The sequence below is a fragment of the Actinomadura rugatobispora genome (assembly GCF_055379765.1).
This window is the reverse complement of the sequence record NZ_AP029191.1, coordinates 8144832-8162305: the sequence shown is the minus strand read 5'-3', so window position 1 is coordinate 8162305 and position 17474 is coordinate 8144832. Positions and strand designations below refer to the sequence as shown.

Genomic DNA, 17474 nt, shown 5'->3' with positions numbered 1-17474 from the left:
TCCCTCGGGGTGCCTGCCTTGCGCGCAACCTAGAACGACCCTGGTGAGCAGGCATCGGCGACATCTGCCAAAGCACCGCTCCCGGCTTGGCAGACGGCACCCTGTGGGGCTTCCCCCGGCGGCCGTCCCGACGCATGGCCTCCGGGTGCGCGGCGGAACGGCTCAGATGCCGCGCATCCGGAGGACGTGCAGGGCCAGGGTCAGGTTGAGCCGCAGGTGCGCGTCCTCGGTGAACGGGCCGAGCATCCGCTCCAGCTTCCCGATCCGGTACCGCAGGGTGTTGTAGTGGAAGTGCAGCCGGCGGGCCGTCTCGGCGACGTTGAGGTTGGTCTCCAGCAGCACCTGCAGGGTGCGGCGCAGGTCGACCAGCTCCGGCTCGTCGTCGGCGGCCAGCTCGCCGAGCGTCTCGCGGACGAAGGCGTGCAGCTCCGCCGCGTCCGACACCAGGCTGAGCAGCCGGTAGACGCCCAGCTGGTCGAAGTGCGCGCGGGCGCCGGCGCCGTGCAGCTGGCGGCCGACCCGCACCGCCTTGACGGCCTGCTCGTAGGCCTCGGGCAGGCAGGCGGGCGAGGAGACGGTGCGGCTGATCCCGGTGGAGAAGGTGCGGCGGTGCTCGGCGAGCACCGCGGTGGCCTCCTTCACCATCGCCTGGACCGGTCCACTGGTGACGGCTGCCGCGTCGTCGCCCTCGACCCCCACGACCGCGACGACCTCGTGCGCGAAACTGGCGACCGCGGCGCCCCGGTCGTGCCGCCGCACCGCCGTCGCCCAGGCCGCGGCGAGCCGCTCCTGCGCGGTGCGCTCCTCGGCGCCGCGCCCGGCGGCCTCGCCCCGCCCGGTCTCGCCCCGCCCGGCCTCACCGCGCCCGCCCGCCTCGCCGCGCCCGCCGCCCTCGCCGCGGGCGCCGCCGGACTCGCCGCGCGGACGGTCGGGATCGGCGCCCCGCGGACGCCCGTCCAGCTCGGCGACCAGCACCGTCACCGGGCGGTCCAGGTTCCAGCCGAACCCGGCGCAGTGCGCCACCACCCGGTCGTCGTCCCCGGCCCGGCCGGCCAGGATGTCGCGCAGGAAGTCGGCGCGGTACTTGCTCTCGACCGCCGCGACCGCCTGCTGCTTGGTCACCACCAGCGCGGCGACCGTGGCGGCGCGCTCCAGGATGGTCAGGTCCGTCTCGCGCAGCGCACCGCTCGGGCTGTAGGCGACGATCTTGCCGTGGTCGAACCCGCCGGCCACCACGGGCACCACCAGATGGTCGCCCTCGACGGCCGCTGACGGCCGCCCCCCGGCCGGCGGCGCGCTCTCCTGCGGCAGGCTCCGGCCCAGCGCCCGCACCGCCTGGACGTGCTCGTCCGGCCCGGCGGCGGCCAGCACCCGGTGCTCGCCGTCCAGCGCCACCACGGCCACCTCCAGCAGCACCGCGACCTCGTCCACGACCTCCTGGAGCCCGCCGCCGCCCAGCACGATCTGCACCAGCGCCCGGTGCACCTCCTCGGTGCGGGCCAGCACGGCCGCCTGCCGGTTGAGGATGTCGGTGAGCACCTGGTTGAGGATGTCGTCGAAGCCGACGTCGTCGGCCAGCAGGATCAGCGGGAAGCCGCGCCGGTCGGCCTGCTCGATCATCTCGGCGGGCAGCGAGTCCAGGTAGCGGCCCAGCTTGATCGCCAGCGCGGCCAGGCCGCGCTCGTCCAGGTCCGCCACCAGGTTGTCCAGGGACTGCGGCGTGTTGCGCAGCGGGTAGCCGGTGGTCAGCAGCAGCTCGTTCGGCTTGACCCACGCCAGGATGTCGGGGACCTCCATCACGTTGAGCCGCTGGACGACCCGGCCCAGCCCGGAACGGCCCGCGATCAGCCGCGCGCCCTTGAGGGTGGAGACCCCCAGGACCTCGCCGACCGGCAGCCCGTAGGTCAGGGTGCCGGTGCTCGCGAGCCGCAGGGCCGGCGGGCCCGGGTCCACGGGGATTGACATCAGATGACTCCCAACTGGGTCGGCTCCGGCGGCGAGTTCTTCGTCCGCCGAGGTGCGCGGGCCGGGCCCTGGTGGGGCCCTCCCCGCTCGGCCCGGGCCGTGCCGTGCCGGGCCGGCGCGGGGTGGCACGCGCGGCCGGGTGCGGCACCGGTCGCCGTCACTGCCGATCTGGAGCGAGGGGCCCGCGGCGCGCCCGGCGGTCCGCCGGGCGGCCCGCCCCGCGCACGCCGCGGGGCGAGGGGTCCGGGTGAGGCGCTCATGGACGCTGGCTCACGGGAACGGTCACCTCGCTCTTTGGTGCTTACATCGCCCGCCAGGGCGTGATCGCTACCGCTTCCTGATCAACACTGACAACAAAGACGAACGATGACAACCAGTCTTGGCAGCTTTCTCCATACGTCCCCTCCCGCGCCCGGCCGTACCGTCCCAGCTAGAGAGGCCCGGACCCGCCGGTGAGACCCGCCGGCCCGGCCTCGGGAGGACCACGTGACTGCCCTCGTGCGCGACCCGATGCGCGATCCCCTGCCGCCGGCGCCCCGGCCCGGGCGGCGGCCGCCCGCCGCCGGCGCGGCCAGCCTGGCGCTGCGCCCGGTGCTGGACGCGCCGCGCCGCCCGGCCCGGGTGATCGCCGCCTTCCCGTCGGCGGTCTACCTGGAGACCCGCGGCGGTCCCGAGCCGCGGGTGGTGGCGGTGGTCAGCTCCGACGCGGTGCGGCTGCCGAACGCGGTCGTGGTGGTGGCGACCTGCCGGGAGCGGCCGTTCCGGACCGTCCGGGAGGGCGGCGAGGCCTGGACCGGCGACGGCCGGGTGGAGGCCGAGGGACTCGACGTGAAGGTCCGGCGCTGGTGGGACCCGGCCCCCGCGCTCGGCACGGTCACGCCCGCGGCGCTCGCGCGCGGCGTGCGGGCCCTGGAGTCGGCGCTGCGGGAGGCGGGCGAATCGGCCGTAGGCGGCCTGGCGGGCCACCCCGACCCGCTGCGGCTGGCCGAGCGCTGCGCCGCCGGCGACCTGGCCGGCACGGTGGAGGCCGCCGAGCGGATCGTGGGCCTGGGCCCGGGGCTGACGCCCAGCGGGGACGACATCCTGTCCGGGCTGCTGGTGTCGCTGCGCCTGGTCGGCGGCGCGCTGGGGCCGGGCGGCCCCCGCGGCGCCGCCCGTGCCGCCGCCCGCGAGGTCGGCCGCGGGCACGGCTCACGGGCCGTGTGGATGGCCGACTGGCTGGGCGCGGCCGTCACGGCGGACGCGTGCACCCGTACCACCGCGCTGGCGGCGTCGCTGCTGCACTGCGCGGCGTCCGGCGCGGCCGGGGCCGAGGTCGCCGCCGTGCTGCGCGCGGTCGCCGGGCACGAGCCCGCCGCGCCCGCGGTGCGGCGGCTGCTGGCGGCCGGGCACACCTCCGGCGCCGACCTGGCGACCGGCGTGCTGGCCGGCTGCCGTGCCGCGCTGGCGCTGGCCGCCTTCCGGCCGGGCATCGCCGGCGCCCGGGGCGAGGCCGTCCGGGGCGAGGCCGCCCGGAGCGGGGCGGGCCGCCGGGGCGCGCAGAAGGTGTCGGCGTGAACGACGAGTCGGCGGGCGGGTCCCCCGGCGAGGAGGCGCCGTGAGGCGGTGGGTCGAGGTGCGGCGGGGGGCGTACCACGACTCGGTGACCCTGATGCGGGTCAGCCGGGAGGTCGGGGACGCCGCCGGCGTGTCCGGGGCGATGGCCGCCATGGCGACGGAGCTGAACCTGGAACTGCTCGGCCGGATGGGCTTCGAGGTGCCCGCCGGCGCGGGGCCCGCCGACCTGGTGGTGGCGATCCGCGCCGACGACGATCCCGCGCTGGACGCCGCCCGCGGCACGCTGGAGGAGCTGCTGCGCTCGTCCCGCGAGCGGCGGGGCGGGACGGCCGCCGAGGGCGTCCCGGGCGCGGCGCCGCCCGCGCGGACGACCGGGGCGGCCGCCCGGCGGCGCCCCGAGGCCGGGATCGCGCTGGTGTCGGTGCCCGGCCCCCATGTCGTCCCCGAGGCCATGGACGCGCTGGCGGCCGGGCTCAACGTCATGATCTTCAGCGACAACGTGCCGCTGGAGCAGGAGATCGCGCTCAAGGACGCCGCCGCCCGGCGCGGCCTGATCGTGATGGGCCCCGACTGCGGCACGGCGCTGGTCGGCGGCGCCGGGCTGGGCTTCGCCAACGCCGTCCGGCCGGGCCCGGTGGGCCTGGTCGCGGCCTCGGGCACCGGCGCCCAGCAGGTGATGTGCCTGCTGGACGCGGCCGACGTCGGGGTCGGCCACGCGCTGGGCGTCGGCGGCCGCGACCTGTCGGTGGAGGTCAGCGGGCGGTCGGCGCTGGCGGCCCTGGCGGCGCTGGACGCCGACCCGGGCACCGAGCTGATCGTGCTGGTGTCCAAGCCGCCCGCGCCGCAGGTCGCCGATCTGGTCCGGGAGGCCGCGCGGCGGCTCGTCACCCCGGTGGTCTTCGCCTTCCCCGGCCCCGACGACGATCTGACCCGGGCCGTGGAGCGGGCGCTGAAGAGGCTCGGCCGGTCCGTGCCGCCCTGGCCCCGCTGGCCGGCGTCCCGGCTCGCGCCGCGGCGGGGCGCAGGCGGGCTGCGGGGCCTGTTCTCGGGCGGGACGCTGCGGGACGAGGCCGCCGCGATCATCACCGCGGCCACCGGCGGCGACCCGGCCGCGCGCGGGCACCTGCTGGTCGACTTCGGCGACGACGCCTACACCCGGGGCCGCGCCCACCCGATGATCGACCCGGCGCTGCGGCTGGAGGCGGTCGCCCGGCACGCCGCCGACCCCGGGTGCGGGATGCTGCTGCTGGACGTCGTCCTGGGGTACGGGGCCGACCCCGACCCGGCCGCCGCGCTGGCCCCCGCGATCGCCGCCGCGCTGGAGCGGCGGGACGACCTGGCCGTCACGGTGTCGCTGTGCGGCACGCCCGCCGACCCGCAGGGACGGGACGCGCAGGCCGCGGCGCTGAGCGGGGCGGGCGCGTCGGTGTTCGCCTCCAACGCGGAGGCGGCACGGCACGCGATCCGGTGGTGCGAGGGCACGCCAGGAACGGGCGAGGGCACGGAGGGCGCCGATGACTGAATCCCGGCCGCGGCTCGGCGGCCTGCTCACCCGAGAGCCGAGCGTCGTGGCGGCCGGGATCGGCGTGCTGGCCGAGTCCCTGGAGCGCCAGGCGGTCCCGGTGGAGGCGGTCGACTGGCGGCCGCCGCCCGAGGGCTCCGAGGGCGCGCTGGCCGCCGTGCTGGGCCGTCCGGGGCACGCCGAGGCCAACGAGCTGGCGGTCGGGCGGATGCTCAGCGCCCGCCCCCACCTGGTCGACGTCCGTCCCGCCGCGGAGGTGCTGGGCCTGGAGCCCGGCGCGTTCCTGCACGCCGGCCCGCCCCTGGAGTGGGAGCGGGCGTCCGGGCCGATGCGCGGCGCGCTCGTCGGCGCGATGCTCCTGGAGGGCCTCGCCGGTTCCCCGGAGGAGGCCGAGCGCGCGCTGGAACGGGGCGCGGCGACGCTGGAACCGTGCCACCACCACGGCGCCGTCGGCCCCATGGCGGGCGTGGTGAGCCCGTCCATGTGGATGCTGGTGGTCGAGGACGCCGAGCACGGCGGCACCGCCTGCTGCTCCCTGAACGAGGGCCTGGGCAAGGTCCTGCGGTACGGGGCGTACGGCCCCGAGGTGATCGAGCGGCTGCGCTGGATGGGCGCGGTGCTGGGGCCCGTGCTGCGCTCGGCCGTCCGCCGCCACGGCCCGCTCGACCTCCTGGCGATCATGGCGCAGGCGCTGCAGATGGGCGACGAGCTGCACAACCGCAACCGGGCGGCGAGCTCGCTGCTGCTGCGCGAGCTGGCCGCCGACCTGGCCGAGGCGGACGCGCCGCGCGACCGGGTCGCCGAGGCGCTGCGCTTCGCCGCCGGCAACGACCACTTCTTCCTCAACCCAGCGATGGCCGCCGCCAAGGCCGCCGCCGACGCCGCCCGCGGGGTGCCCGGCTCCAGCATGGTCGTGGCGATGGCCCGCAACGGCACCGACTTCGGCATCCAGGTGTCGGGCACCGGCGACCGCTGGTTCACCGGGCCCGCCGGCGTGCCCGACGGCCTCTACCTCGGCGACTACGGCCCGGCGGACGCCAATCCCGACATCGGCGACTCGGCGATCACCGAGACCGCCGGGGTGGGCGGGTTCGCGCTGGCCGCCGCGCCGGCGATCGTGCGGTTCGTGGGCGGCGAGGTGCCCGACGCGCTGGCCGCCACCCAGCGGATGTACGAGATCACGCTGGCCGAGCATCCGGCGCTGCAGATCCCGCTGCTCTCGTTCCGCGGCACCCCGGCGGGCGTCGACGTCGCCCGGGTGGTGCGCACCGGGATCCTCCCGGTGATCGACACCGGCATCGCCGGGCGCGAGGCCGGCACGGGCCAGGTGGGGGCGGGGCTGGTGTCGCCGCCGGCGAACGTGTTCCGGGACGCCCTGCACGCCCTCGCCGAGGACGGCGGGGACCCGGCGCCCGCTGCCCCGAAAGGCGCGTGAGACGAGGTCGCGGCCGGGTAGTTTCGGCGCATGACCGAGTCGATCAACGGGGTGCCGGACGCGGGCGGGCCGATCACCGGCGCCCAGTACGAGATCGCCGCCGGACCGTACCGCGCGGTCGTCACCGAGGCGGGCGCGGGGCTGCGCGAGCTGACCTGCGAGGGCCGCCCGCTGGTGCTGTCGCACGGCGCCGACGAGCCCGTGCCGGTGGCGCTCGGCCAGGTGCTGGTGCCGTGGCCCAACCGGATCGACCGCGGCCGGTACGCCTACGGCGGCCGCATCCACCAGCTCGACCTGTCCGAGCCGAAGAACGACTGCGCGATCCACGGGCTGGTGCGGCACGCCACCTGGACGGAGGCGGACCGCGAACGCGACCGGGTCCGGATGCGGCACCGGCTGATGGGGCACGCGGGCTACCCGTACCGGCTCGACCTGGAGGTCGCCTACGCGCTGGACGCCGAGCGGGGCCTGACCGTCACGGTCTCCGCGCGCAACACCGGCACCCGCACCGCCCCGTACGGGCACGGCGCCCACCCGTACCTCACCGTGGACGAGCCGATCGACGACTGCACGGTGACGGTGACCGCGGACCGGTGGCTGCCGGTCGACGACCGGATGATCCCGTCCGGGCCGCCCGAGGACGTCGCCGGCACCCCCTACGACCTGCGGGACGGGCGCAAGCTCGGCGGCCAGAGCATCGACAACGCCTTCACCGGGCTGCGCCGCGACGCCGACGGCCGGGCCTGGATCCGGCTGACCGGCGGCGGGCGCACCACCGCCCTGTGGGTGGACGCGGCGCATCCGTGGCTGGAGGTCTACACGGCCGACCAGGCGCCGGGCGACCGGCGGCGGCGCGGGCTGGGCGCCGAGCCGATGACCTGCCCGCCGAACGCGTTCGCCACCGGAATCGACGTGATCGACCTCGAACCGGGTGCCCACGCGGGCGGATCTTGGGGGATCATGTCGGAGTGAACCTCAGCGTCCCCTCGTTCGATGACCTTTCCGCCCGGATCACCGCGGTCCGCGACGATCACAGCGAGCAGTTCCCGGGACCGGCCACGGGGCGGCAGCCGGTGCACACGGTGTACGTCCCGGCCGACCGGTTCTCCCGCTCCACGCCCGCCGACTTCGGCGCCGAGGCGCTGCGGCTGCTCAACACCCACACGCCCGGCGCGGGCTCGTTCGGCACCGCGTTCGGCCTCGATCCGGAGATCGCCGGGCCGGTGCGCGAGCGGGTGGCGGCCAAGCTGGCGGGCGAGCCGGTGGAGGACGTGCGGATCGACTTCGAGGACGGCTACGGCGTCCGCTCCGACGACGAGGAGGACGCCCACATCACCCAGGTGGTGGAGGCCGTCGCCGCCGCGTACCAGGTCAAGGGGCTGCCGCACTACTGGGGGCTGCGGATCAAGTCGTTCGCCGACGGCGGCCACGACCGGGCGATGCGGACCCTGGACGGCTTCCTGACCTCCCTGCGGGACCGGCTCGGGCGGCTGCCCGGCGGGTTCACCATCACCTTCCCCAAGGTGCTCACGGCCGAGCATGTGACGCTCTTCGTCGACTACCTCGACCGCCTGGAGAACGCGCTGGGACTGCCCTCCGGGATCCTGCGGTTCGAGATCCAGGTGGAGACCACCGAGGCGATCATCGACGCGGACGGCCGGATCGGGCTGCGCGCCATCGCCCGCGCGGCGGGCGAACGGCTCACCGCGGCCCACTTCGGGGTGTTCGACTACACCGCCGCGCTGGGCCTGCCGCCCGAGCAGCAGCGGCTCGACCACCCGGCGTGCGACTTCGCCCGGCACGCCATGCAGGTCGCGTTCGCGGGCACCGGCGTCCGGCTGTCGGACGGCTCCACCAACGTGATCCCCCGCAACGACGGGCCGGACGAGGTCAACGAGACCTGGGCGGTGCACGCCGCGCACGTCCGCCACTCCCTGCGGCACGGCTTCTACCAGGGCTGGGACCTGCACCCGGCGCACCTGCCCAGCCGCTACGCCGCCGTGTACGCCTACCACCTGACCGGCGTCGACGAGGTGATCGGCCGCGTCCGGGCCTGGCACGAGCAGGCCGCCGCCAAGGACAGCGGCGTCCTGGACGAGCCCGCCACCATCAAGGCCCTGACCGCCCGTCTCCAGCGGGCCGTCGACTGCGGCGCCCTGGACGAGACGGTACTGCCCGCGTCCGTCGAACGCTGACGGGTCAGCCGGTGGTCGGCCCTGCCCAGTCGGCGGGGGTGAGGGTGTTGAGGGTGGTGAACAGTTCGCTCTCCTCGTAGGCGTAGTGGGCCTCCAGGTCGGCGGTGACGCGGTCGAACTGGGCGCGGACGGTGGCCGGGTCGGCGGAGGCCATGCCGTCGAGGGTCTCCTGGAGTTCGGCGCGCAGGCGTGCCACCTGGGCGTGCTCGCGGCGCAGGCGGTCCAGGACGGGGCCGAGCTCGGGGTGGAGGCGGCGCAGCGGCGGGAAGCCGCGGTTCTCCTCGCCGTCGTGGTGCTCGCCGAGGGCGGAGCAGAAGGCCACGCAGTGGGTGCGCAGCCGGGCGGCCGCGTCGGGTTCGGGGCGCTCGCCGCGTTCGGCGCCGGTGAGGTACGCCTCGACCTCCTCGCGCAGCGAGGCCAGGTCGGCGCGCAGGGTGGCGTGCGCCTGGACGATCACGTCGCCGAGGGCCAGCGACCGTGCGGAGTCCGCGCGGTACAGGGCCACGACCGGGATGACCCGCTCGGTCATCCGCTGGTACTCGGCGTAGGCGGGGACGAGTTCCCCCTGCAGGGTGTAGAGCCGGTCGCGCTCCTCGCCGTGCAGCGGTAGCGCGGTGGCGGCGTAGGTCTCGACGCCCGTGCCGTCGTCGGTGCCGATCTCGACGGTGACGCGGGAGTCGGCGAGCAGGTTGCCGTACCAGGCGGGGTCGCCGGGTCCGCCGGCGTTGGAGGCGAAGACCAGGATCCGGTCGCCGTCGGGCATGTACGTGAGCGGGCTGGTGCGGCGCCTCCCGGTGCCGGATCCGGTGGTGGTCAGCAGCACCAGCGTGGCGCCCTCGAACATGCCGCCGACGCGGCCGCCGTTCGCGCGGAACTCCTCGATGATCGCCCGGTTGAACTCCGCCGGCGAGAACTCTTCGGCCATGGGGCGCCCCCTTATCCTGAATTCCTGAAGCCTTGTACGGGACAGTGGTTTTGCTTGAGAGACAAAGCTACTTTAGAAACAAAGCTATTGGGGTTGCCCAGGTATGTCAACGGACGAACGCCCCCTGCCCGCGGGGCTCGGGGTGGAGGACGGCATCCGCACCATGCTGCTGCTCATGCCGCGGATGGTCGGCCGGGTGAAGCGGATCAAGGTCCCCGCCGAGCTGCGCTCGTTCGACCTGGCCCCGCGCCACCTGTCGCTGCTGTCCTACCTGCTGTTCGACGGGCCGATGAGCGTGAACGAGCTGGCCGCCCGGCTGGAGATCGCCCCGGCCACCGCCAGCCTGATGGTCGGCGACCTGAGCCGCCAGGGCATCCTGGAGCGCCGCGAGGACCCCGACGACCGGCGCCGCACCATCGTCAGCATCGCCGACGCCCACCTGGAGTCGATCAAGGGTTGGCTGGCGCAGGGCGCCGGCGCGTGGCGCACCGCGCTGGAACCGCTCACGCCCGAGCAGCGACGCATGTTCGTCGACACGCTGCTGGCCTACGAGCGCGCCGTCACCGAGGGGCTCGGCTGACGCGCGTCAGCCCTCGGAGCGGGTGAACGCCTCCAGGTCGGCCGGGGTGTCGATGTCGTCGGGCGCGGCCACGTCCGCGCACGGCACCGGCGTCACCAGCTCCGGATGGGCGCGCAGGAAGGACCGCGCCCCGGCGTCGCCCTCGGCCGCCTCGGCCGCCGCCGCGAAATGCTCGCGGGCGATCAGCACCGGGTTGCGCGGCCGCCCGTGGTAGGACGCGACGGCGACGCGGGCCCCCAGGTGGTACGCCTCGATCAGCCGCCGCACGGCCTCGGGCGTGACCCGCGGCTGGTCGACCAGCGCCACGACCACGGCCGGGCAGCCCGGCGGCAGCGCCGCCAGCCCCGCGCGCAGCGAGGAGCCCATGCCGGTGCGCCAGCCGGGGTTGGGCACCACGACCGCCCCGATCACCTCGACCTGCGCGGCGCCCGCGACCACCAGCACCGGCGAGCAGCCGCCCTCGCGCAGCGTCCGCACGCCGCGGTCGACGAGGCGCTCGCCGTCCAGCTCCACCAGCGCCTTGGGCCGGCCGAGCCGGCTGCCCTCACCGGCCGCCAGCAGCACGCCGGCCGGGTTCTCCGCTCCGCGCAGCACCGTCATCAGGCGAGGGTAGCCCGCTCACCCCTCCGGGTCGTGGACGTCGCCGTGGATCCTGCCCTCGGTGTCGGTCAGCGGACGGCCCGACCCGCCCCAGCGCAGCTGGATCAGCTCGGCGGCGATGGACACGGCGGTCTCCTCGGGCGTGCGGGCGCCCAGGTCCAGCCCGATCGGCGAGCGCAGCCGGGACAGCTCGCCCTCGGTCAGCCCCGCCTCGCGCAGCCGCTTCATCCGGTCGTCGTGGGTGCGGCGCGACCCCATGGCCCCGACGTACCCGGCGTTGGTGCGCAGCGCGACCTCCAGCAGCGGGACGTCGAACTTCGGGTCGTGGGTGAGCACGCAGATCGCGGTCCGCTCGTCCACCGCGGTCCCGTCCAGGTACTTGTGCGGCCACTTCACCACGACCTCGTCGGCGTCCGGGAACCGCTTGGGCGTGGCGAACACCGGGCGGGCGTCGCACACCGTCACGTGGTAGCCGAGGAACTTGCCGACCCGGGCCACCGCGGCGGCGAAGTCGATCGCGCCGAAGACCAGCAGGCGCGGCGGCGGCGCGAACGAGTGCACGAACACCGCCAGCTCGTCCAGCCGCCGCTCCCCCTCCCGGCCGTAGTGGCGCTGGCCGGTCAGCCCCTGGGCGAGCATGCCGCGCGCGTCGTCGTCGACCGCGGCGTCGAGCCGGCCGGCGTACGCGGCGCCCGGCGCCAGCGACCCGCTCGCCCGGTCGGCCCAGATGACGCGGCGGGCGCCGACGTCGCCCGGCCCCGCCACGACGGTGGCGACCGCGACCGGCTCCCGCGCGGCGATCGCGGCGGCCACGTCCGCGAACTCGGGGAAGGTGGCGGGCCCCACCGGCTCGACCAGCACGTCCAGGATGCCGCCGCAGGTCAGGCCGACCGCGAACGCGTCGTCGTCGCTGACGCCGTAGCGCTGCACGACGGGCCGCCCCGACTCCATCACCTCCTGCGCCAGGTCGTACACCGCGCCCTCGACGCAGCCGCCGGACACGCTCCCGGTCACCTCCCCCGACGGCGACACGGCCATGGACGCGCCCGCCGGACGGGGCGCGCTGCGGAAGGTGTTGACCACCGTGGCCAGGCCGAAGGTCTCCCCCGCGGCGAACCAGGCGGCGATGTCGTCGAGCACGTCACGCATGCGGATCTCCGATCAGGCGGGCCAGGTCCTCCAGAGCGGCCAGGCTGTGCCCGGAGGTGAAGTCGTCGATGTGCGGGAGGGCGGCGGCCATCCCGGCGGTCAGCGGCTCGTAGCCGGGACGCGCCTTGTGGGGGTTGGCCCACACGACCCGGCGGGCGAGCCGGTGCAGCCGGGCCATCTGCTCGCCGAGCAGCCCGGCGTCGCCGCGCTCCCAGCCGTCCGAGGCGATCACCACGATGGCGCCGCGGGCCATGCCGCGCTGGCCGAAGCGGTCGAGGAACTCCTTCAGCTCCTCGCCCAGCCGGGTCCCGCCGCTCCAGTCGGGGATCGCGGCGGACGCGGCGGCCATCGCCGAGTCCGGGTCGCGGTGCCGCAGCTCGCGGGTGAGCCGGGTCAGGCGCGTGCCGACGCTGAACACCTCGACCGGGCGGCCTCCCCCGCCCGAGCGGGCGGCGGCGTGCGCGAACCGCAGCAGCGCGTCGGCGTACGGGCTCATGGAGCCGCTGACGTCCACCAGCAGCACGACGCGGCGCGGCCGGGTGCGGTGGGCGCGGTGCCGCAGCAGCGAGATCTCGCCGCCGCGCCGCAGCGTCTCCCGGACGGTGCGGCCCGGGTCGAGACGGCCCCGCGGGGCGGGCGCGAACCGGCGCGAGCGGCGCCGCTCGGTCGCCGCGTCCAGCACCGCGATCAAGCGGTTGACCTGGGCGCGCTCCTCCGGTCCCAGCCTGGCGACATCGCGTTCGCGCAGCACCTCGACGCCGCTGGCGGTGGCGACCCGGACCTCGCCCGGATCGTCCTCGCCCTCGCCCGGCGGGCCCGGCGCCACCACGGGCACGTGCCGCACGACCACCGGCGGCGGCGTGCGGCGGCCCGGACGCGCCGTCAGGCCCGAGAAGTACGCCGCGAAGCACCGGTCGTAGCGCGGCAGGTCGTCGGGGTCGGCGCACAGCGTGAGCCGTCCCGCCCAGTACACGTCCGCGCGGTCCAGGACGTCGAGGTGGTCGAGGGCGCGGAGCATGGCCTGGACGCGCTCGGGGTCGGCGGCGCCTCCGGCGGCGCGCAGCGTCCGCGCGAAACCCACCATCGTCTCGGTGACGTCCCTGCCCTGGACGGCGGGGCCGCCGCCGGGGAGCGCCGCTCCGGGCATCCTCACCCCCCGTTGAGCAGGGCGTCGAGACCTTGGGCGACCACCCGCTCCTGGTCCTCGCGGTACTTCAGGACGGTCCCGAGCGTCACCGCCGCGATCTCCGGGTCGAGCTCGCGGACGCCCAGCGCCACCAGCGCCTCCGTCCAGTCCAGGCTCTCCGCGACACCGGGCGGCTTGAGCAGGTCGGCGGCGCGCAGCCGCTGCGCGGCGTGGGCCACCTGCCCGGCCAGCCGCCCGGCCGCGTCCGGCAGCCGGCGCCGGATGATCGCCACCTCGCGGTCGAACGAGGGGTGCTCCAGCCAGTGGTAGAGGCAGCGGCGCTTGAGCGCGTCGTGCACCTCGCGGGTGCGGTTGGAGGTGACCACGACCACCGGGGGCCGCTCGGCGCGGATGGTGCCCAGCTCCGGCACGGAGATCGTGAAGTCGCTCAGCACCTCCAGCAGGAACGCCTCGAACTCGTCGTCGGCCCGGTCGATCTCGTCCACCAGCAGGACGCTGGGGGCGGTCTCCAGGGCCTGGAGCAGGGGCCGCGCCATCAGGAACCGGCGGTCGTACAGCTCGCCCTCGAGACGGGCGACGTCGGTGACCCCGGCGGCCTCGGCGGCGCGCAGGTGGAGGAGCTGGCGGGGGAAGTCCCAGTCGTACAGGGCCTGGGAGGCGTCGAGGCCCTCGTAGCACTGGAGCCGGATGAGGGGGGCGCCGAGCACCGCGGCGAGGGTCTTGGCCAGCTCGGTCTTGCCGACCCCGGCCTCGCCCTCCAGGAACAGGGGCCGCCCCATGCGCAGCGCGAGGAAGCCGGCCGTGGCCAGGCCGTCGTCGCAGAGGTAGGCGTGCCGGTCGAGCAGGCCCGCCAGCTCCGCCGGGGTTGCGATGTCGAACGCGGCCGCGGCCGTCCTGTCACCCACGATCACAGGCTACTCACCTCGCGGACGGACTCTCACTGACGGATGCCCCGAAAAGTCCGGAGATAAAGCCATTTAATTGAGTAGGGAAAGTTGACTTCCGGTGCGGCGCTGACGACCATCGGTCCATGAACCCGGACGATCTCACCGGCGAGACCGCCTACGAAACGGCCCGCGAGCTGGGCCGCGCGAACGCGCGCGACCCGCTCCAGGGCCTGCGCCGGCCCTCCCGGCGCGGCCTCCTCCGCCTGTCCGCCGGGGCGGGCCTCGGCGCCGCCCTCGCCGGCACCGCGGCCGCCCCGCGCGCCGCCGCGTCCACCGGCCCCGCCGCCACGGCCGCGGGGATCGTCAAGCCGCTGCCGCCCGAACTCTTCGTCCAGCACGGCACCAACGCCGAGACCCGCTGGGAGGCGATGCGCGGCCAGGGGTACCTCACGCGAGCCGACCGCTTCTTCGTCCGCAACCACGTCTCCACGCCGCTGATCGACGCGCGCACCTGGAGACTGCGGCTGTGGGGCACCGGCCTGCACGGCGCCCCGCCCGAGGCCCGCCCGGTCGAGTTCTCCTACGAGGACCTGCTCGGCATGCGCGCCGAAACGATCACCGCGTTCATCGAGTGCACCGGCAACGGCCGCGGCTTCTACACGAGCCAGCAGGGCCAGAAGGTCTCCGGCACCCCGTGGCGGCTCGGCGCCGTGGGCGTGGCGCACTGGCGCGGCGTACGGCTGGCCTCCGTCCTGGAACGCGCCGGGCTCACCCGCGAGGCCGTCGACCTCCTCCCCCGCGGCCTCGACGACGAGTACATCGACAGGGGCGAGAACCTGGGCCGCGTCCGCCGCCCCCTACCCGTCGCCAAGGCGCTCAAGGACGTCCTGCTCGCCTACGAGATGAACGGGGCTCCCCTGCCGCCCGACCACGGCTACCCCGTCCGGCTGGTCGTGCCCTCCTGGGTGGGGATCGCGTCGATCAAGTGGCTGGGCGACATCCAGGTCTCCGACCAGCCCCTCTACTCCCCCTGGAACACCCGTTTCTACCGCCTCTTCGGCCCCGGCCACCCGCCCGAGGGCAGCGCCCCGCTCACCCGCATGAACGTCAAGAGCGCCTTCGAACTCCCCTGGGACGCCACGCTGACCCGGGGCCGCACGCACGTGCTGCACGGCCGCTCCTGGTCGGGCAACGGCCGCGTCCGCCACGTCTCGATCAGCACCGACGGCGGCGCCACCTGGCACCGGGCCAGGATCCACGGGGCTGACGCACCCGGCGGCTGGGTACGGTGGGAATATCCGTGGCGATGTCCCGGCACCACCGGACGCTACGAACTACTGGCGCGCGCCACCGACGAGACCGGCGCGACGCAACCGGACACCGCCCCGTACAACACGTTCGGCTATCTGTTCGGCGCCGTGGTCCGCCATCCTGTGACGCTCGTCTGACCCGCCGGTGAGACTCCCACGGCGCAGTGGGAGGAGCTCTCATGGCACTCTGGACGCCCGACCCCACCTTCTACGCCTCACCCCGCGACGCGGCGGGCGCGCCCCCCGAGAAGCTGGCCTACGTGGTGGCCTTCGACCGCGCCGCCGCGAAACCCGACGCCGTCGCCGTCCTCGACGTGGACGACGCCTCCCCCACCTACGGGGACGTCGTCGGCTGGACGGACCTCCCCTACACCGGGGACGAACTCCACCACTTCGGCTGGAACGCCTGCAGCAGCGCCCTGTGCCCGTACGCGCCGCACCCGCACGTCGAGCGCCGCTACCTGATCGTCCCCGGCATTCGCTCCTCCAGGGTCTACATCATCGACACCAAGGAGCAGCCCGCCTCGCCCCAGGTCGTCAAGGTCCTGGAGGCCGACGAGCTGGCCGAGCACGCCGGCTACTCGCGGCCCCACACCGTCCACTGCGGCCCCGAGGGCCTCTACCTCACCGCGCTGGGCGGCGCCGACGGCCAGGACGGCCCCGGCGGCATCGCCCTCCTCGACCACAACTCGTTCGAGGTCCTGGGCCGCTGGGAGGTCGACAGAGGCCCGCAGTACTTCGCCTACGACGCCTGGTGGCACATCGCCTACGACGTGCTCGTCAGCTCCGAGTGGGGCACCCCGTCCATGCTCGAGGACGGCGTCGTCGCGGAGCAGCTCCTCGGCCGCGAGTACGGCCACGCCCTGCACTTCTGGGACCTGCGCAAGCGCCGCCACGTCCAGACGGTCGACCTCGGCGACGATCAACAGATGGTCCTGGAGGTGCGGCCCGCCCACGACCCCACCCAGCAGTACGGCTTCGCGAGCGTCGTCGTCAGCGTCGAGGACCTGTCCGCCTCGGTCTGGGCCTGGCACCGCGACGGCGACGCCTGGGCCGCCGAGAAGGTCATCACCGTCCCCGCCGAACCCGCCGACCCCTCGCGGCTCCCACCGGTGATCCAGCCCTTCGGGGCCGTGCCGCCGCTGATCACCGACATCGACCTCTCGGTCGACGACAGGTGGCTGTACGTGTCGTGCTGGGGCACCGGGGAGCTCAAGCGCTACGACGTGACCGATCCGTTCGCCCCGGTCGAGGCCGGGTCGGTCCGCATCGGCGGCATCGTCGACCGCACGCCGCACCCGGCGGCGCCCGGCCTGCCCCTCGCGGGCGGCCCGCAGATGGTCGAGGTCAGCCGCGACGGCCGCCGCGTCCACGTCACCAACTCCCTGTACGGCGCGTGGGACGACCAGTTCTACCCCGACGGCGTCGGCGCCTGGATGGCCAAGCTCGACTCCACACCCGAGGGGTTCACCTTCGACGAGCGCTTCTTCCCCCACGGGGATGATTTCCGCGGCCTCCGCCCGCACCAGGTCCGGCTCCAGGGCGGGGACGCCTCGTCCGACTCCTACTGCTACCCGTGACCAACGGCTCGCTGGCCGCACTGGTGGCCCTGGGGGCCTTCCACGGCCTCAACCCCGCCATGGGGTGGCTCTTCGCGGTCGCCCGGGGACTGCAGGAACGCAGCCGCGCACGCGTCCTGCAGTCCCTGCCGGCCATCGCCGCCGGCCACGCCGCCTCGGTGGGCCTGGTGGCGGTGCTGGTCTCCCTGACCCGTTCCATCGCCACCACCCAGATCATCGCGATCGTCGGCGGCGTCGTCCTGGTCGGCTTCGGCCTCTACCGGCTGCTGTCGCGGCGCCACTTCCGCTGGGTCGGCATGCGCCTCTCCCTGTGGCAGCTGGCCGGGTGGTCGTTCCTGATGTCGTCCGTCCACGGCGCGGGCCTGATGATCCTGCCCGTCCTGACCACCGCCCCGGCGCCCCATCACCACCACGGCGCCGCCACGAGCGACCTGTCGGCGGCCGTCTTCATCACCGGCGTCCACACCCTGGCCATGTTCGCCACCGCGGGCCTGATCGCCGTCCTCGTCTACGAGATCGTCGGCCTGACCATCCTGAGAAGGGCCTGGTTCAACCTGGACCGCCTATGGGCCGCCGCCCTCATCACCGCAGGCACCGTGACCCTCCTCACCGCCACCTGACC

At 75.4% G+C, this 17474-nt stretch carries 15 protein-coding genes; 9 read left to right on the top strand and 6 right to left on the bottom strand.

The features are described from left to right. Positions 1-162: 162 nt before the first annotated feature. Positions 163-1965 carry a PucR family transcriptional regulator gene (locus tag ACZ466_RS36670; RefSeq protein ID WP_378286214.1) on the bottom strand — a complete coding sequence of 601 codons (1803 nt, stop codon included), beginning with the start codon at positions 1963-1965 and terminating at the stop codon, positions 163-165. Positions 1966-2451: 486 nt separating this feature from the next. Between ACZ466_RS36670 and ACZ466_RS36665 the strand changes: the two genes are divergently transcribed. The 5 genes from ACZ466_RS36665 to ACZ466_RS36645 are packed head-to-tail and all read left to right on the top strand — an operon-like array spanning position 2452 to position 8674. Beyond that, the gene (locus ACZ466_RS36665) at positions 2452-3522 is read left to right on the top strand and encodes an oxamate carbamoyltransferase subunit AllH family protein (protein ID WP_464041826.1); all 1071 of its coding nucleotides are present in this window, start codon (positions 2452-2454) and stop codon (positions 3520-3522) included. 40 nt (positions 3523-3562) lie between these two features. Then, a complete protein-coding gene (locus ACZ466_RS36660; RefSeq protein WP_378288425.1) occupies positions 3563-5044 on the top strand; it encodes an FdrA family protein in 1482 nt (493 codons plus the stop codon). Then, complete coding sequence (locus tag ACZ466_RS36655; RefSeq protein ID WP_378288427.1) at positions 5037-6479, top strand: YlbE family protein; 1443 nt, start codon at positions 5037-5039, stop codon at positions 6477-6479. Before ACZ466_RS36660 ends, ACZ466_RS36655 begins: the two co-directional genes overlap by 8 nt. Positions 6480-6509: 30 nt before the next feature. Next, on the top strand, positions 6510-7451 hold the full coding sequence (locus ACZ466_RS36650; protein ID WP_378288429.1) for an aldose 1-epimerase family protein: 942 nt from the start codon (positions 6510-6512) through the stop codon (positions 7449-7451). Then, positions 7448-8674 (top strand): DUF6986 family protein, encoded by a 1227-nt coding sequence (locus ACZ466_RS36645; RefSeq protein ID WP_378288431.1) that lies wholly within the window; start codon positions 7448-7450, stop codon positions 8672-8674. The genes ACZ466_RS36650 and ACZ466_RS36645 overlap by 4 nt, the downstream gene beginning before the upstream one ends. 4 nt (positions 8675-8678) lie before the next feature. On the opposite strand, the gene ACZ466_RS36640 is transcribed toward ACZ466_RS36645, so the two are convergent. Next, a complete protein-coding gene (locus ACZ466_RS36640) occupies positions 8679-9599 on the bottom strand; it encodes a nitroreductase/quinone reductase family protein (protein ID WP_378288433.1) in 921 nt (306 codons plus the stop codon). Positions 9600-9702: 103 nt separating this feature from the next. Here ACZ466_RS36640 and ACZ466_RS36635 point away from each other — a divergent pair, with 103 nt between their 5' ends. Next, positions 9703-10179, top strand: coding sequence for a MarR family transcriptional regulator (locus tag ACZ466_RS36635; protein WP_378288435.1), 477 nt, complete (start codon positions 9703-9705; stop codon positions 10177-10179). Positions 10180-10185: 6 nt separating this feature from the next. On the opposite strand, the gene ACZ466_RS36630 is transcribed toward ACZ466_RS36635, so the two are convergent. From ACZ466_RS36630 to ACZ466_RS36615, 4 genes are read right to left on the bottom strand one after another with little or no spacing between them, the layout of a single operon-like run. Next, a complete protein-coding gene (locus ACZ466_RS36630) occupies positions 10186-10779 on the bottom strand; it encodes a nucleotidyltransferase family protein (protein WP_378288437.1) in 594 nt (197 codons plus the stop codon). An 18-nt stretch (positions 10780-10797) separates the two neighbouring features. Then, positions 10798-11928: an XdhC family protein gene (locus tag ACZ466_RS36625; protein ID WP_378288439.1), complete on the bottom strand. Its 1131-nt coding sequence runs from the start codon at positions 11926-11928 to the stop codon at positions 10798-10800. After that, on the bottom strand, positions 11921-13075 hold the full coding sequence (locus ACZ466_RS36620; protein WP_378288441.1) for a vWA domain-containing protein: 1155 nt from the start codon (positions 13073-13075) through the stop codon (positions 11921-11923). The genes ACZ466_RS36625 and ACZ466_RS36620 overlap by 8 nt, the downstream gene beginning before the upstream one ends. A gap of 2 nt (positions 13076-13077) precedes the next feature. Continuing rightward, positions 13078-13980 carry an AAA family ATPase gene (locus ACZ466_RS36615; protein ID WP_378288443.1) on the bottom strand — a complete coding sequence of 301 codons (903 nt, stop codon included), beginning with the start codon at positions 13978-13980 and terminating at the stop codon, positions 13078-13080. A gap of 125 nt (positions 13981-14105) precedes the next feature. Here ACZ466_RS36615 and ACZ466_RS36610 point away from each other — a divergent pair, with 125 nt between their 5' ends. From ACZ466_RS36610 to ACZ466_RS36600, 3 genes are read left to right on the top strand one after another with little or no spacing between them, the layout of a single operon-like run. Beyond that, positions 14106-15410 carry a sulfite oxidase gene (locus ACZ466_RS36610; RefSeq protein ID WP_378288445.1) on the top strand — a complete coding sequence of 435 codons (1305 nt, stop codon included), beginning with the start codon at positions 14106-14108 and terminating at the stop codon, positions 15408-15410. 41 nt (positions 15411-15451) lie between these two features. Then, positions 15452-16852, top strand: a complete 1401-nt coding sequence (locus ACZ466_RS36605; protein ID WP_378288448.1) for a selenium-binding protein SBP56-related protein — start codon at positions 15452-15454, stop codon at positions 16850-16852. Continuing rightward, positions 16849-17472 carry a hypothetical protein gene (locus ACZ466_RS36600; protein WP_378288450.1) on the top strand — a complete coding sequence of 208 codons (624 nt, stop codon included), beginning with the start codon at positions 16849-16851 and terminating at the stop codon, positions 17470-17472. Before ACZ466_RS36605 ends, ACZ466_RS36600 begins: the two co-directional genes overlap by 4 nt. The last annotated feature ends 2 nt before the right edge of the window (positions 17473-17474 follow it).